The sequence below is a fragment of the Blautia sp. ZXY-1-C6 genome, assembly GCF_056339875.1.
In genome coordinates this window covers 1-13,985 of the sequence record NZ_JBWJVQ010000203.1, presented here as the reverse complement: position 1 = coordinate 13,985, position 13,985 = coordinate 1, and the positions used below count along the sequence as shown (strand labels likewise).

14 protein-coding genes are annotated in these 13,985 nt (G+C 43.0%); 9 read left to right on the top strand and 5 right to left on the bottom strand.

The features are described 5' to 3' along the window. The first annotated feature begins 5 nt into the window (after positions 1-5). The 6 genes from AC075J_RS12125 (at position 6) to AC075J_RS12100 (ending at position 7,606) form a co-directional block, all read left to right on the top strand. On the top strand, positions 6-995 hold the full coding sequence (locus AC075J_RS12125; protein ID WP_173704151.1) for an ABC transporter ATP-binding protein: 990 nt from the start codon (positions 6-8) through the stop codon (positions 993-995). Beyond that, positions 995-1,975: an ABC transporter ATP-binding protein gene (locus tag AC075J_RS12120; protein ID WP_178687504.1), complete on the top strand. Its 981-nt coding sequence runs from the start codon at positions 995-997 to the stop codon at positions 1,973-1,975. Before AC075J_RS12125 ends, AC075J_RS12120 begins: the two co-directional genes overlap by 1 nt. 77 nt (positions 1,976-2,052) lie before the next feature. Beyond that, entirely contained in the window at positions 2,053-2,823 is a 771-nt protein-coding gene (locus AC075J_RS12115) for a DeoR/GlpR family DNA-binding transcription regulator (RefSeq protein WP_179979014.1), read from the top strand. Positions 2,824-2,920: 97 nt separating this feature from the next. After that, positions 2,921-3,667, top strand: coding sequence for a copper homeostasis protein CutC (locus AC075J_RS12110; RefSeq protein ID WP_008706301.1), 747 nt, complete (start codon positions 2,921-2,923; stop codon positions 3,665-3,667). Further along, positions 3,667-6,168: a transglutaminase domain-containing protein gene (locus tag AC075J_RS12105; RefSeq protein WP_476390361.1), complete on the top strand. Its 2,502-nt coding sequence runs from the start codon at positions 3,667-3,669 to the stop codon at positions 6,166-6,168. Before AC075J_RS12110 ends, AC075J_RS12105 begins: the two co-directional genes overlap by 1 nt. Before the next feature lie 127 nt (positions 6,169-6,295). Beyond that, on the top strand, positions 6,296-7,606 hold the full coding sequence (locus AC075J_RS12100) for an alpha-L-fucosidase (protein WP_026649169.1): 1,311 nt from the start codon (positions 6,296-6,298) through the stop codon (positions 7,604-7,606). An 82-nt stretch (positions 7,607-7,688) separates the two neighbouring features. Here AC075J_RS12100 and AC075J_RS12095 read toward each other — a convergent pair whose 3' ends face one another. Beyond that, the gene (locus tag AC075J_RS12095; protein WP_025578865.1) at positions 7,689-8,207 is read right to left on the bottom strand and encodes a hypothetical protein; all 519 of its coding nucleotides are present in this window, start codon (positions 8,205-8,207) and stop codon (positions 7,689-7,691) included. Positions 8,208-8,452: 245 nt separating this feature from the next. Here AC075J_RS12095 and cobI point away from each other — a divergent pair, with 245 nt between their 5' ends. From cobI to AC075J_RS12080, 3 genes are all read left to right on the top strand, one after another. After that, entirely contained in the window at positions 8,453-9,148 is a 696-nt protein-coding gene (cobI, locus tag AC075J_RS12090; protein ID WP_118593021.1) for a precorrin-2 C(20)-methyltransferase, read from the top strand. Continuing rightward, entirely contained in the window at positions 9,145-9,987 is an 843-nt protein-coding gene (locus tag AC075J_RS12085; protein ID WP_118593020.1) for an ABC transporter ATP-binding protein, read from the top strand. Before cobI ends, AC075J_RS12085 begins: the two co-directional genes overlap by 4 nt. Positions 9,988-10,060: 73 nt before the next feature. Continuing rightward, a complete protein-coding gene (locus tag AC075J_RS12080) occupies positions 10,061-10,792 on the top strand; it encodes an ABC transporter permease (RefSeq protein WP_025578870.1) in 732 nt (243 codons plus the stop codon). Positions 10,793-10,850: 58 nt separating this feature from the next. Here AC075J_RS12080 and AC075J_RS12075 read toward each other — a convergent pair whose 3' ends face one another. The 4 genes from AC075J_RS12075 to AC075J_RS12060 form a co-directional block, all read right to left on the bottom strand. Beyond that, positions 10,851-11,060, bottom strand: coding sequence for a hypothetical protein (locus tag AC075J_RS12075; RefSeq protein WP_476390360.1), 210 nt, complete (start codon positions 11,058-11,060; stop codon positions 10,851-10,853). 34 nt (positions 11,061-11,094) lie between these two features. Next, entirely contained in the window at positions 11,095-11,829 is a 735-nt protein-coding gene (locus AC075J_RS12070) for a hypothetical protein (RefSeq protein ID WP_476390359.1), read from the bottom strand. 40 nt (positions 11,830-11,869) lie between these two features. Next, on the bottom strand, positions 11,870-13,126 hold the full coding sequence (locus AC075J_RS12065; protein ID WP_118569512.1) for a protein kinase domain-containing protein: 1,257 nt from the start codon (positions 13,124-13,126) through the stop codon (positions 11,870-11,872). Between the two features lie 157 nt (positions 13,127-13,283). Beyond that, positions 13,284-13,703: a hypothetical protein gene (locus AC075J_RS12060; RefSeq protein ID WP_055060095.1), complete on the bottom strand. Its 420-nt coding sequence runs from the start codon at positions 13,701-13,703 to the stop codon at positions 13,284-13,286. Between the last annotated feature and the right edge of the window lie 282 nt (positions 13,704-13,985).

Sequence of the window (13,985 nt, the reverse complement as noted above, 5' to 3'; positions counted from 1 at the left end):
GAAACATGGGAAAAATACTAGAAGTCAGTAATCTGACAATACATATCAAAACACATAAAGGAACCGTGCAGGCAGTCCGCGATGTAAACTTCTATCTGAATGAACAGGAAACACTGGCAGTAGTAGGAGAGTCCGGTTCCGGAAAATCTATTACCATGAAAGGAATTATGGGGATTCTTCCGAAAAACGGAAAAGTTACTGAGGGAACTGTCATGTATAATGGCAAAGACCTGACTAAATACACAGAAAGAGAAATGCAGACGATCCGTGGATCTGAGATTGCTATGGTATTTCAGGATCCGATGACTTCTCTGAACCCAACCATGAGAATCGGGAAACAGATTGAAGAAATGCTGAAAGCACATAAAATGGATATGACAGCAGAGCAGAGGAAAGCAAGAGCAATCGAGCTGCTTTCTCTGGTAGGAATTTCTAATCCGGAGCAGCGTTATAAACAGTATCCGCATCAGTTATCCGGTGGTATGAGACAGCGAGTTGTCATTGCCATTGCTCTGGCATGTGATCCAAAAGTGCTGATTGCAGATGAACCGACCACAGCTTTGGATGTAACAATCCAGGCACAGATTCTAGACCTGATGCGTGATTTACAGAAAAAGACAAAAACATCCATTATTATCATTACACATAATCTGGGTGTTGTGGCAAATATCGCAGACCGTGTGGCGGTTATGTATGGCGGAAAACTGGTAGAAACCGGTGATGTATACGAAATTTTCAAAAATCCATGCCATGAATATACTAAAGGTCTTCTGGCATCCATTCCAAAAGCACATGAAAAAGGCAATCGTCTCCGTGCGATTCCGGGAACGCCTCCGGATCTGATGGATCCACCGAAAGGATGTCCGTTTGCAGCAAGATGTAATGAAACCATGGTTGTATGCCAGCAGTTCATGCCGGAATATTCAGACTGTGGTTCAAACCATAAATCAGCCTGCTGGCTCCTTGATCCGCGGGCGAAGGGAGGAAAAGCCTGATGGGAATCAACAAAACAGAAAAACAGGTGCTTCTCGATGTGCAGCATCTGAAAAAATATTTTGAAGTAGGCAAAAATCAGACATTAAAAGCAGTGGATGATGTGACGCTTCAGATTTTCAAAGGGGAGACTCTCGGGCTTGTGGGAGAGTCCGGATGTGGAAAATCTACTTTTGGAAGAACGGTGATCCACCTTTATGAGCCTACATCGGGAACCGTTACCTTTGACGGCATGAAAGTAGACAAAAGTATGAGCAGGAAACAGGCACATGAACTAACCGGGCGAATGCAGATGATTTTTCAGGATCCATACGCATCTCTGAATCCAAGAAGAAAGATCATGGATATCGTAGGTGAAGGTCTGGATGCGCATGGTCTGGCAAAGAATCGTAAGGATAAAGAAGAACAAGTGGTACGTCTGCTCGAAACAGTAGGGCTTCAGGCAGAACATGCAGACCGTTTTCCTCATGAATTTTCGGGTGGACAGAGACAGCGTGTGGGAATTGCACGTGCTCTGGCAGTAAATCCGGATTTTATCGTATGTGACGAACCGATTTCTGCTCTGGATGTTTCGATTCAGGCGCAGGTTGTAAACCTGCTGGAAGAACTTCAGGAAAAAAGAGGGCTGACATATCTGTTCATTGCCCATGATCTTTCTATGGTGAAACACATTAGTGACAGGATTGGCGTAATGTATCTGGGATATCTGGTAGAACTGGCAGACAGTGAAGAACTCTTTAACAATCCGGTTCATCCGTATACCAAAGCCTTGCTTTCTGCGATTCCAATCCCGGAGCCGGAGATTGAAAAAAACAGAAGGAGAATTATGCTAGAAGGAACACTTCCAAGTCCAATCAATCTTGGAAACGAGTGCAAATTTGCTTCCCGTTGTCCGTACTGTGCAGACCGTTGTAAGAGCGCACAGCCTCCATTGAAAGAAATCAAACCAGGACATTTCGTGGCATGCTCTAGGTTTTGTTAAAGTTACAATAAAGCATAGGAATAGATTAAAAGCTGTCCATTAGCAGATGACGGTAACTGATTGAGAGACGGGAGAAAATGAGAATAGTGTTTACTGAGGAAAGACAAAGCGCAATAGAGAAATGCCTTCGTGAAAACGGAAAAGTCAAGGTTAAGGAATTAAGTGAGATGTTTCAGGTCACAGAAGATTGTATTCGAAAAGATCTTAAGATTCTTGAAAATGCCGGTAAGTTAAAGAGGACCTATGGCGGCGCAATCCTTTCACAGGATTATCCGCTGAAGAGAGACGTAGTAGACAGACGCCAGTTTAACCTTGACAAAAAGAGAACAATTGCAGCCAAAGCATTTAAATTGATCAAGAATAACGAAACGATTTTCCTTGATATTTCTACCACAAATATTGAACTGGCAAAGCTTCTTGCTGCGTCAAATATGCGTGTGGTAGTGGTAAGTAATATGATAGATATCCTGCAGATTCTTGCCACAAATCCATCCATTACCGCAATCGGTACAGGGGGAACAATGTACCAGACAGTAAACGGATTTATGGGAGCTGCAACGATAGAAGTGATCAAACAGTATAGCTTTGACCGTGCATTTATAGGAAGCTGCGGTGTGGATATGACTGATTGTGCAATTACTACATTGGGGGTAGAGGACGGATTGACAAAGAAAGCAGCCGTGTACAGCAGCAGACATAAATATGTTGTTATGGAAAGGGATAAATTCTATTTCAATGATTCCTATAAATATGCATACTTTGATGATATCAGCGGAATTGTTACGGATGAATTTCCAGATGATACGATCGTGAGTACACTGGAGAGAGCAGGGGTGAAATTGTTCTGATACAGCTAAGTCTTCGGGGGACTTAGCTGATCTGGTTAAATCAGTCAGCAGAATGGATGATCTGTCTGGCTTAAATGAAAAAGATGGAGGCAAGTACGTGAAAGAATATATCTTGGAAGCCTGTGTAGATTCTGTAGAATCTGCTATGGCAGCGGTTGAGGGAGGCGCAGACAGGCTGGAACTCTGCGGCAACCTGATCATCGGCGGAACCACTCCGGGACCGTGGCTTTTTGATGAGATAAGAAAGCGTTCGGATATCAGGATTCATGCCCTGATCCGTCCGCGTTTTGGAGATTTCTGTTATACAGATGCAGAATTTTCCATGATAAAGCATGCAGTAGAAGATTTCAGGAAAATGGGTGCCGAAGGTGTTGTATTTGGGGTGCTGAAACCGGATGGCACATTAAACATGGAACAGATGAAAGAACTGATGGAGGCGGCAGGGGATATGTCGGTGACCCTTCACAGAGCTTTTGATGTATGCGTGGATCCAATAGAAACAATGGAACAGGCAATCTCACTGGGAATCAATACGATCCTTACTTCAGGCCAGCGAAATGTATGTCTGCAGGGGGCAGATCTGCTGAAGGAACTGGTAGAGAAGAGTCAGGGACGTATCACGATCCAGGCAGGAAGCGGCGTTGGAGCAGAAGTGATCCGCCAGCTCTATCCGCTTACAGGAGTCAGGGCTTATCATATGACAGGAAAGAGAGTCATTGACAGTGAGATGCAGTTTCGCAAGGACGGAGTCAATATGGGACTTCCGATGCTGAGCGAATATGAGATATGGCGTACGGATGTAGATAATATCCGTGCCGCAAAGAAAGTTCTGGAGGAATTATAATGGCAGAACCGAGAGTTTTTTTAAAAGAGAACAGGGGCCGAATTGAAGAGAACTACCTGGAGCAGGCAAAGAACCTGCCCCGGGTTTTTGCGCCTGTAGACGAGAAATTACAGAAATGTACAGAGGAAGTGGCGCTTGCATGTAAATATTTATATGCGTTTATGCCGTACAGTGATATTGGCAATTATCCGTTTGAAGTATTTCTGGACTATGCAGAGAATGGTGTGAAGCTCTGGAAAGAGAATCCACAGGTTGCAGATCTTCCGGAAGAAATCTTCCTGAATTATGTGCTGTTTCACAGAGTAAATGAGGAAGAGATCGCACAGTGCAGAACTTATTTCCGCACAGAGATCGGAAGCAGAATACAGGGAATGAACTTCAGAGAAGCAGCGCTGGAAGTGAATTACTGGTGTGCCGAAGAAGCTACTTATCATTGTACAGATGACCGTACTTTATCTGCGATTTCTGTATACCGCAGAGGAAATGGCAGATGTGGTGAAGAGTCCGTATTCACTGTAAATGCACTGCGAAGTGTAGGCATACCTGCCCGCCAGGTATATGCACCGAAGTGGTCTCACTGCGATGACAATCACGCCTGGGTAGAAATCTGGTGTGACGGCAAATGGTATTTCCTCGGAGCCTGTGAGCCCGAAGAAATCCTGAATAAAGGATGGTTTACAAACGCTTCTTCCAGAGCAATGATGATCCATTCACGTGTGTTTGACACTAAGATACCGGAAGGCGAGGTGATCGGCACAGATGGTATGGTGACCATGCTGAATGAAATGAAGAGGTATGCAGTAACCAAAGAAATTACAGTAACAGTAAAGGATGCGCAGGGGTTACCCACAGAGAAGGCTGAGGTTTCCTTTGAGGTACTGAACTATTCAGAGTATGCACCGATCGCAGAGAAGAAAACAGACAGTAAGGGAACTGCCAGACTGACAACAGGACTTGGAAGTCTGCATATTTCCGCAAGAATGTGTTCTGACGGCGAGTGGTTCTATGCAGAAACAGTTATGAACACTGAGAAAGAAGATAACTGTGAACTTTGTCTGGTACCGCAGGATAAAAGAAATGACGGCGAATCAGAAGAATGGACAGCAGCAGATATATTTGCTCCTCATGATGCACCTGTAAACACAGACATGCCGACTCCGGAACAGAAGGCGAAGGGAAATAAGCGTCTGGCAGCAGCCAATGTACATAGAGAGCAGAAGGTAAGAAACTGGTCAAATCCGGAATGTGAACGTTTCCTGGGAAAAAAGGTAAACAGGATAGAAGAAGCCATTGCTGCCTCATACAGAGAAGATCTCCTGGGGGTTCTCACAGAGAAAGACAGAACTGACTGTATCAGTGACGTTCTTGAGGAACATCTGGAACTGTCGATTCCATATCATGGTATGATGAAAAAGGATACCTTTGTATCTTATGTGTTAAATCCAAGAGTAGATGATGAAGTTCTTCAGAAATACAGAAGAGAGATTAAGAAGCATTTTTCCAGAGCTGAGAAACAGGAGCTGAGAGATGATCCGTCCAGAATCTGGAATCTGATCGAGAAGGCAATTGTTTCCAGACCGGAGAAAGAGCGTTCCAGTGTGATCACAACACCGGCAGGATGCATAAGGACCTGTACAGGAAGCTTCCTGTCAAAGAAAATCCTGTTTGTTGCAATAGCGAGAACCCTTGGAGTAGCGGCAAGACTGAATCCACATGATCGTTCTATGGAATATATGGAAAACGGAAGATTTGTTCCTGTGCTTGCAAGAACAGAGAAGAACTGTACTCTGATCCTGAAAGCAGGAGAGACTGCACAGTGGAAATATTTCCAGAATTGGAGTATTGCAAAACTGGAGAATGGAAGATATACATCACTGAAACTGGGAGCAGAGAATTTCGAAGATCAGGTCCTGAATCTGCCGTTGGAATCCGGAAACTACAGGATCCTTACTTCAAACAGACTCCCAAATGGAAATATGTTTGCAAATGAATATCATTTTGAAATTCAGCCCGGAGAGACAAAGGAGATTGAACTGGTACTCAGGGAAGCAGACCTGGAAGATATGCTGGAGAATATTTCCATGCCGGAATTCATGCTGAAAACTGAGGATGGTACAGAGTTGAAAGCATCTGACCTTACAGCAGACGGGAAACATATCCTGATGTTTCTGGAAGAAGAAAAAGAGCCTACTGAGCATATCTTAAATGAAATGATGGAGCAGGAAGAGGCTTTCGCAGGATATGCAGAGCAGATTATTTTTGTAGTGAGAAGCAAAGAAGCACTGGAGACACCGACACTGTCCAAAGCACTTGCAAAGTTAAAAAATATTCAGATTTATTATGATGATTTCTCAGAGATTATCAATACTCTGGGAAGGCGTATGTACGTAGATCCGGACAAACTTCCGCTGATTATTGTGACGAATGGAACCCTGAATGGGATTTATGCGACCAGCGGTTACAATGTAGGAACCGGGGATATGCTGCTTAGATTAATGTAACAGAGCGATAAATAAGATGCCCGGAGATGACACCTGTGAGCATCTTCTGGTATTGCCGGATTACATTATTGTATAGATGTAAAGGATTGGATATTGAATTTGCATTTACATAAAGGAGATAAAAATCATGTATCAGTTTAACAGAAAAGAATATGAAGAACGTATGAAATGGTATCAGGATGCCCGTTTCGGAATGTTTATCCACTGGGGATTATATTCTATTCCTGCAAGAGGAGAATGGGTACGCAGTACAGAGGAGATGCCTGAGGAAGAATACCTTCCGTTTATGAAAGAATTTGATGCCAGAGACTATAATCCGAAACAGTGGGCAAAAGAGGCAAAGGCAGCAGGTATGAAATATGTGGTTCTGACTGCAAAACACCATGATGGTTTCTGTTTATTTGACAGTAAATACACAGATTATAAAGTTACCAATACACCTGCAGGAAGAGATCTGATCAAAGAATATGTGGAAGCTCTTCGCGAAGAAGGTCTGAAAGTCGGTCTGTATTTCACCTTACTTGATTGGCATCATCCGGACTATCCTCATTACGGAGACCGCATCCATCCTATGAGAAACCATCCGGAATGCAGTAATGAAAACAGAGATTTTTCTCGTTATATAGAGTATATGTACAATCAGGTGGAAGAGGTCTGCACAAATTATGGAAAAATCGATATTATGTGGTTTGACTTTTCCTATGACGATATGCGAGGCGAGAAATGGGGAGCAACCAGACTGATAGATATGGTCCGCAGATTACAGCCGGGAATCATCATTGATAACCGTCTGGAAGTCAGTGGTGAGGGAAGAGGATCTCTGTATGAATGCGATCCGACACCGTATCATGGCGATTTTATAAGCCCGGAACAGATCATCCCGCCGGAAGGAATCTGCGACAAAGAAGGGAATCCGATGGTATGGGAAGCATGCTTCACCATGAACAATAACTGGGGCTACTGCGCAAATGACCACTATTACAAACCTGCTTCCATGCTGATCAAGAAGCTGGTAGAGTGTGTTTCCAAAGGTGGAAATATGATCCTGAATGTAGGACCTGATGCGAAAGGTAAATTCCCGAAAGAATCCTCCGCGATCCTGGCGGAAATCGGACGCTGGATGGATAAGAACCATGACAGTATCTATGGATGCGCTCCGGCAGCAGATATTCCGAAACCGGATTATGGACGTATTACCAGAAAAGGAAATAAGTATTATGTCCATATTTATGAGAATACATTAGGACCACTGCCGCTGATTGGATTTGACAAGAATAAGATTGTGAAAGTACGTGCCCTGGATGACGGACATGAAGTGCCGATCTCTACTTTATGGGTGCACAGCGATTATCCGGATATCGCATTTGTTGACCTTGGCCCGGATCCTGTACTGCCGGATCCTGTAGACTATGTGCTGGAAGTGGAGATGGCTGAATAAAGATATAGAATACAAAAAAAGCTGCCGTATGGCAGCTTTTTTGTATTTCTTAACCGAACTGAGATGCAGGTGTCCGCCTGGCTCAACAACGGTTTCTCTTGTTTACGAAATAATTCAGAATCCCGCCGCCTATGATAATAACAAGAGCAACAGCAACAACACGTTTCGCTGCTTCCTGCGGCATCTGGCTTTTGGAACCGATGGAATCGGAATAGAAAGTCAGGGTATAATTGATCTCATGAGGGGTACCCATGGCGGTAGTGTCTGCGATTACCGGCATGCTCTCATCCATAATGGTAACCGGGATCTGGAATTCAGAATTCGTTCCTTCCTCATTGACAGGGAGATATTTTTTACCGTCAACGATCATGTAGTCATAATTAGAACTGCTCCACTGGATATCGGCAGTTACTTCGCCGTTTTTCACAGTGATCAAAGTCGGTGAAGTGACACTGGCTTTGCCGCTTCCACCTTCCAGCTCTACCTGGATGGAATACTCCCCATCTTCTTTATCAAGAGTGAAAGCCTGTGCAGCAGGAACAGAAGTCCATACTGACAGACAGCAGATCAAAGCTGCCAGAACTGCAAAAATCTTTCTCATATTTCTTTCCTCACTTAAATTCGATAATTTTCATCATCCCACAATTGAAATTAATTGTCAATACCTCGTTGAAAAAGTTATCCTGTTTTAGTATAATAAAAGGTGCTGTCCGCACGCAACATCATTGAGAACGTAGTGAACAGTGAGCACAATAAATGAATATCTGTGAATTGCTTTGCTGCGAAGCAGCTCCTGCAATTCTGATATCATAAAAATGTATATGCAAATCACAGGAGGATATGGTAATGAGAGGAATTTTATACGGAGTAGGAGTTGGCCCCGGAGATCCGGAACTTATGACATTAAAGGCAGTGCGTCTGATCAAAGAGAATGATATTATTGCGGTACCGGGCGCAGAGGTGCGTGAAACAGTTGCATATAAGATCGCAGTACAGGCAGTACCTGAGCTTGCAGACAAAGAACTCCTGCCAATCTATATGCCAATGACACATGATAAGGCAGAACTGGAACTGAACCATGAAAAAGGAGCCAAGGCGCTGGAAGCAGCACTTGATACAGGTAAGAATGTAGTATTTCTGACACTTGGAGATCCGACTATCTATTCAACATTTTCATATGTACAGAAGAGAGTAGAAGCGGATGGATATGAGACAAGACTGGTAAGTGGCATCACTTCCTTCTGCGCAACAGCAGCACGCCTGAATATCCCGCTTACAGAGTGGAATCAGCCCCTTCATGTACAGCCTGCAGTTCACCGTCTTGACAGTGAACTGGATCAGCCGGGAACCTATGTGCTTATGAAATCCGGAAGAAAGATGAATCAGGTAAAGGAAATCCTTGAAAGAAGCTGCCGCGAAGTCCGTATGGTAGAGAATTGTGGTATGCCGGATGAACATATTTACAACAGCGTAGAGGAAATTCCGGATGATGCAGGATATTATTCCCTGATCATTGCCAAAGAGAAAGCCGAAGAGAAATGATAGAGACAAAAGATCTGACGAAAACTTTTGACAATTTTACAGCAGTGGATTCCCTGAACCTGAAAATTGAAAAAGGTGAGTTTTTTGGTCTTCTCGGACCAAACGGAGCAGGCAAGACAACGACCATCAGCCTGCTCTCAACCCTTCTTCTTCCGACAAAGGGAGAAATCCTCATAGACGGTCAGCAGCTTACGAGACAACGTCCTGATCTGAAAAGAAAGATTAGTGTGATCACCCAGGAATATTCCATGCGTCAGGATATGAATATGGATGAGATCATGGAATATCAGGGCCGTCTCTATTTTATGCCCAGAAAGCAGATAAAGGAAAGAACAGAGGAGCTTCTGGAGTTCTGTGACCTGCTGAAATTCCGCAAGCGTACAGTCCGTAAGCTTTCCGGTGGAATGAAGCGTAAGCTGATGGTCTGCCGGGCACTTCTGACAGATCCGGAGATCCTGCTTCTGGATGAACCCACAGCAGGTATGGATGCTCTTTCCAGAAGACAGATGTGGAATCTTCTGCGTAAGCTTAATGAGAAAAACCTGACGATCCTGCTGACTACTCATTATATGGAAGAAGCACAGAGTCTCTGCAATCGTGTGGCACTGATGGATCATGGTAAGCTGGAGGAGGTAAGTACTCCGTCTGCACTGATCGAGAGTCTTGGTGCTTATGCAGTAGACGAGATGACAGCAGATGGAACACAGAATCACTATTTCCATACACGCCAGGAAGCAATCCGGTATCTGGAAGAGCTTACAGGGCAGGCGTCTCTTCGTGAGACAACACTGGAAGACGTCTTTGTAGAAAGAGCCGGGAAACATTTGATTTCAAAATAGCAGATATTAACTGAATCAGGGAAGTCCCCTGCGGAGGCTGCGAAAAAAGTTAGAATAATCTGGAGAAAAATGTATGGGAATTATAACAATATTATGGGAGAAGTGGGTAGAATTCCGCCGGGACTTCTATAAGATCACGCTGGCAGCAATGATCGCACCGCTAATGTATCTGATCGTATTCGGAATGGGAATCCAGACCACTTCTCATGGACAGCCATACCTGAACTTTCTGATTCCGGGTGTGGTATCATTGACAACTATGAACGGAAGCTTCAACGCCATTGCGCAGAACCTAAACGTACAGAGACTGTATGAGAAGGCTTTTGATCAGGTGATGATCTCCCCCACACCATTATGGCAGTTTATTGCCGGACAGATCATCGGGGGAAGTCTGCGCGGTCTGTATGCAGGAGGAATCATACTGCTTCTTACAGCACCTATTGAGACAGGACTGATTTTCAACGGATGGTCCTTTCTGGTGATGTTCCTGAACGGAGCGGTATTCTCAGCCATCGGCGTGGTGGTCTCCTTTCTGGCAAAAAACCACGCAGACGTGCCGAGGTTTTCCAATTATATCATTATGCCTATGGCATATTTGTGTAACACCTTTTTCTCAACAGAGAAACTTCCGGGATTTATAGGCAAGTTTGTATCAGCCTTGCCATTATCCCAGACCAGCCATCTGATGAGAAGCATTTCATCAGGTGAGGCGGTGAATTACACTGGTATTGGGATTCTGCTTCTTTATCTGCTGGTGTTTACTGTAGCAGCATCATGGTTTATTTATAAGAAGAAAAACCTGTAACTGACTGACAGGGAGGAGCCTGTGCTCCTCCCTGACTTATTTTGTATCCGACTGACTGCTACTCAGAAGTATCAGCGGTATTTGTGAGAACATGAAGATTATCAATTTCTCTCTTTTTTTCAGCAGAGAGATAAGGATAAACTTTGTTTATACCTGAAGTCACAGCATCATCTGACGGTACTTTTATCATGGAATAGACATCAGAAGGGTAGTTCTTAATGATTTCCATGAGATAATCTGCGAATTCTTCGTATTTTTCAAGTCCCATATAACAGTAATCGTAATAAGTAAAAAGCGTGGAATCAAAAGCACCTTCCTGTTTCCGGGAATTGCACAGAATCCAGAGCAGTCTGGTAATCTTCCCGTTTGACAAGGGAATCCAGATGATCATAAAATGCAGCAGATGCTTTACATTCTGTCATGCATGTATCGTATCGTTCCTGTACATCCGGAGACAGTTCCCCCTTAATATCCTGAAGGTCTGTATAAAGCGGACTTTGAGAATGGATATTGACAGGCGGGTAATGTTTGTCCAGAAAATTAAGAATCACCAGGGCGGCATTATCATAATCTCCTGTCTTATTATAAAGTTCTGAATAAGTCAGGGCACCGGCGAAGGTGTTTTCATTTCTTTCCTTTTTGGAGTCCAGTATCTTTTTTGCATTTGTATAGTCCCCTGCTTCCATGGCTGCCTCTGCACGTGGAACAGAAGTGGAGTAATAGTCATCGGAAGAGTTGTCTACGTCAGGATCAGGCTCCAGGTAAGCAGGACGTGCATTAGAGGTGGCAATTCCGTTTCTTATCCATATATATCCCACATTTGCAGCGGAAAACAGAGCGGCTGCAATGGCAAAAGCACAGGCAGCGGTAAGCCTTTTCCTGTATTTGTTTCGTTTAAAGGAAGATGTCCGGCAGACTCTGAGAATATTCTGACCGTATTGTGTGGAGTTGATTTCTGTTTCTTTTTCATATCCGGAGGATTTAAATGTCTCCAGTATCTGCTGTCTTTTCAGAATTTCTATAACAGATGAATCCATAATGTATAACCTCTTTGCTTATAGCAATTCTATAAGTTTTTTATGATATCATTCTCAAAACAGTAAACGGCAGCACAAATCCGATCAGAAACTTAAAAAGATAACACCATTCAGGCTGCTGTTCAAGGCAAAGCTGATAAAAGGCAAAGTGTCTGCCAAGATGAAAAACATCAGTAGTCAGGATTACAGAAACTGCTACTGCAGGAAGGATCCAGGCAAGTGAAGGTGAGGGGCAGATCAGGAATATCAGAAGATGAAAAAGTGCACAGTAAATCAGGGAAAAAATACATATTTCCAATGGTTTTCCACTCCGAAGACCTGGCAGTATGTGAAAAAATTCCGGAACAGGCATTGTGGAAGTGGACAAAAGAGCGGAAATATCTTTTTTCAAATGTGTAATATCCTTATATCTTCTGGAATAATCGGCAGTACATTTATTGATTATTTTGCGGACTGATTTAGACAGACTGCTTTGAAATTCTTCTCTGCTCATCTGTTTAGGTGATTTACCGGTGAGCATAAAGGCAAAAACACATCCGAGAGAATAGATATCGACTCTGTCTGTAGGTGTCTGGTAATCCAGAATCTCCGGTGCAGCATAGGGATTGGTACCTGCTACGGTAGTGACCATATGATGGCTCCCCTTTTCTTCTCTGGCAATATCAAAGTCTATCAGTTTCACAGCTACATTCCGGCATAGTTCTGTGATACTTTTTCCGGTGGAAGATGTGGGCTGCTGCTTTTGGGAATTCAGGGGAAGGACATCTGTAAGCAGGATATTCTGAGGAGAAACATCACCATGTACCAGAGAAAGTTCCGAAATATTTTCCAGAGCTTCGCAAAGCTGAAGAAGGAAAATAAGTGCTTCTTTTTCGGAGAGTGTACGCATTTTCAGAATAAAATCCTCCAGGGTGAGGCTTCGCATTTCCGAAAGCTCCTTTGTGGGATAACTGAGGCAGGCGGGTTTCTGTATAAATTCGTTGATTGCCAGAGAATGTCCGTTTTCTGAGAGAACACCATACACAGTTTCGATATAAGGCGACCATCTGGAACTGATTTTTCTGTAAATTTCAGTTAAGGAAGCAGGAATCTCTTTCAGGACTACACTGCATCTGTCAGGCGAAAGGACAGCGTGTTCCTGCCTGATTTCAGAAACATAGGTAGCATAGTAATTTCCATCTTTTTTTAATCTGGGCGGAGAAAGCTGATCTGTAAAATCAAAATCAATATAATTTTTAAGCCTGGGATAGAAATAATCTAAAATAGTCATAGAAACCTCATATTGCTGTAAATACATATAACGCCTGCTCTCTGAGAAGAAAACAGGCGCGTTTTTCGGTAAGTGATCGTGTCAGCTGTAATACATTGTATCACTTCCGGATCAAAATATAAATGATTTTCTGTGAAAAATATATAGCAATTCCCGTTGCTGCAGGAATAAGATGAGCAATAAATCAGGATAAGATAGAAAGTCCATTGTTCATGAGAAGTTCATTGATGTCATCTACACTTCTATGTGCTTTAATACCTGACATAATAATAAAATCTCTCTGGTTTTTTGGATAAAAGTCAGATTGCAGTGTACATTTTAATACTTCTCTGGTTTCCCTGAGATTTAATTTCAGAACGATACAGACGATGATCAGTTTGTCCCGTCCGAGATTCTTGGTTCCTTTCAGAAATTCATGAAGATGGGAAGGATAAATACCACACAGATCTGCAAAATGATTAATGCTGGAAGGCATTTCTGTGATCTTGGCATATAGTTTATCCCTCATTGTATCAGGAGAAACAAATTCTACTTCTTTTACATCTACCGGTTCTCCTTTTTCAATTTTGGCAAAGATATCATTTGTGCTTAGTTTCTTAGTCATAATTTCCCCTTTAAGTTACTGTATCCGGCAATAACTTCCTTAAAATTCGTGGATATGATGTCAGTGCTAAAACATTCTTAACCTGACATTATATATGTACTATATATCTCAAAGTGAATCTTTGTAAAGAGAAAACGGGGAATTATATACTGACAGTGTATGAAAACGTTGCTATTCACTCTGTTCTCCGTAAAACTTTTACCGGTGAACAGCGATAAAACGATATTTCCAATTATTGACTTTTATCCTTTGAATGATATACTTGAATTATGCATAACCGAG

What these genes read in the sequence shown, in the direction of transcription:
- AC075J_RS12125 (WP_173704151.1), top strand. Translation starts at nt 6, where the DNA reads ATGGGAAAAATACTAGAAGTCAGTAATCTGACAATACATATCAAAACA.
- AC075J_RS12120 (WP_178687504.1), top strand. Translation starts at nt 995, where the DNA reads ATGGGAATCAACAAAACAGAAAAACAGGTGCTTCTCGATGTGCAGCAT.
- AC075J_RS12115 (WP_179979014.1), top strand. Translation starts at nt 2,053, where the DNA reads ATGAGAATAGTGTTTACTGAGGAAAGACAAAGCGCAATAGAGAAATGC.
- AC075J_RS12105 (WP_476390361.1), top strand. Translation starts at nt 3,667, where the DNA reads ATGGCAGAACCGAGAGTTTTTTTAAAAGAGAACAGGGGCCGAATTGAA.
- AC075J_RS12100 (WP_026649169.1), top strand. Translation starts at nt 6,296, where the DNA reads ATGTATCAGTTTAACAGAAAAGAATATGAAGAACGTATGAAATGGTAT.
- AC075J_RS12095 (WP_025578865.1), bottom strand. Translation starts at nt 8,207, where the DNA reads ATGAGAAAGATTTTTGCAGTTCTGGCAGCTTTGATCTGCTGTCTGTCA.
- cobI (WP_118593021.1), top strand. Translation starts at nt 8,453, where the DNA reads ATGAGAGGAATTTTATACGGAGTAGGAGTTGGCCCCGGAGATCCGGAA.
- AC075J_RS12085 (WP_118593020.1), top strand. Translation starts at nt 9,145, where the DNA reads ATGATAGAGACAAAAGATCTGACGAAAACTTTTGACAATTTTACAGCA.
- AC075J_RS12080 (WP_025578870.1), top strand. Translation starts at nt 10,061, where the DNA reads ATGGGAATTATAACAATATTATGGGAGAAGTGGGTAGAATTCCGCCGG.
- AC075J_RS12075 (WP_476390360.1), bottom strand. Translation starts at nt 11,060, where the DNA reads ATGGGACTTGAAAAATACGAAGAATTCGCAGATTATCTCATGGAAATC.
- AC075J_RS12070 (WP_476390359.1), bottom strand. Translation starts at nt 11,829, where the DNA reads ATGGATTCATCTGTTATAGAAATTCTGAAAAGACAGCAGATACTGGAG.
- AC075J_RS12065 (WP_118569512.1), bottom strand. Translation starts at nt 13,126, where the DNA reads ATGTATTTACAGCAATATGAGGTTTCTATGACTATTTTAGATTATTTC.
- AC075J_RS12060 (WP_055060095.1), bottom strand. Translation starts at nt 13,703, where the DNA reads ATGACTAAGAAACTAAGCACAAATGATATCTTTGCCAAAATTGAAAAA.